We start from the raw sequence: 1,238 nt of genomic DNA on the forward strand, positions 1-1,238 counted from the left end.
GGGCTCGTGCTCACGCGCTCGACGATAGGTCGCCGCTCGGACACCCGCGGACACCCCGGGCGGGCGGTCCCCGCACCCGGGTCCTCCCGGCGCCTCCTAGGATCAGGTGGTGCCCGACCCTCGAGTGGACGCCGCATGAGCGGCGGGATCCGCCTGGGACGCCCCTTCGGCGTCCCCCTCCTGCTGGCCCCCTCCTGGTTCCTCTTCGCCGCGCTCATCGTGTGGATCTTCGCGCCGGTGGTGCAGGCGCGGGTGCCCGGAGCGGCCTCCTACCTGGTCGCCTTCTCCTACGCCCTGCTGCTGCTGGTCTCCGTGCTGCTGCACGAGGTGGCGCACGCGCTGGCCGCGCAGCGCTCGGGCCTGAAGGTGACGGGGATCGTGCTCAACGTCTGGGGCGGCTACACCGCCCACGAGGGCAGCACCGGCCCGGGGCGCAGCGCGCTCATCGCCGTCGTCGGCCCCGTCGTCAACGTCGTCATCGCGCTGGCCGCGCACGGCGCCGGCCAGGCGCTGCGCGCGCAGCCGGGCGACGCGGGCGTCGCGGGGCTGCTGCTGGGGGCGCTGACCCTGTCCAACGCGCTGCTGGCCGCCTTCAACCTGCTGCCGGGGCTGCCGCTGGACGGCGGCCACGCGCTGGAGGCCCTCGTGTGGAAGCTACGCGGGGACCGCCTGGCCGGCACCGTCGCGGCCGGCTGGAGCGGGCGGGTGCTCGCGGTCGCCGTCTTCCTGCTGGCCCTGGGCGGGCCGCGGCTGCTGGGCTGGCAGAGCTCGCTGACCGACGTGGTGTGGGCCGGACTGGTGGGGGCGCTGCTGTGGCAGGGCGCCTCCCAGGCGCTGCAGCAGGCCCGCGAGCTGCGCCGGGTGCCGCTGCTGTCGGCGCGCGCGCTGCAGCGGCCGGCGATCGGGGTGAACGCCCGCGCCACCGTCGAGGAGGTCGTGCGCTCGGCGCGGGCGGCCGTCGACGCCGGCGCGACGGCCGGCTCCGCGCGCGACCTGGAGGTGGTCCTCGTCACCGACGACGGCCTGCCGGTGGCGGTGGTGGACACCGGCGCGCTGCGGCGGGTGCCGCTGGAGCGGCGCACCTCGCTGGGCGCCGGGGCGACCGCGCGGGCGCTGCCGCCGCGCTCGTGGCTGCCGGAGGACCTCAGCGGCCGCCAGCTGGTGGAGGCGGTCAGCGCGCAGCCCGGCGAGCACGTCGTCGTCGACGCCGCCGGCCGCGTGCGGGGGCTGCTGCACAC

Annotated in this window: 1 protein-coding gene; it reads left to right on the forward strand. The window is 77.7% G+C overall.

Translation table 11 applies throughout. From position 1 onward, the window contains the following. Positions 1–135: 135 nt before the first annotated feature. On the forward strand, positions 136–1,238 hold a 1,103-nt coding region (locus GTQ99_RS23390; protein ID WP_166618039.1), incomplete at its 3' end, for a site-2 protease family protein.

Origin of the sequence: Kineococcus vitellinus (assembly GCF_009906315.1) — a bacterium.
In the GTDB taxonomy this organism is placed as follows: Bacteria; Actinomycetota; Actinomycetes; order Actinomycetales; family Kineococcaceae; genus Kineococcus; species Kineococcus vitellinus.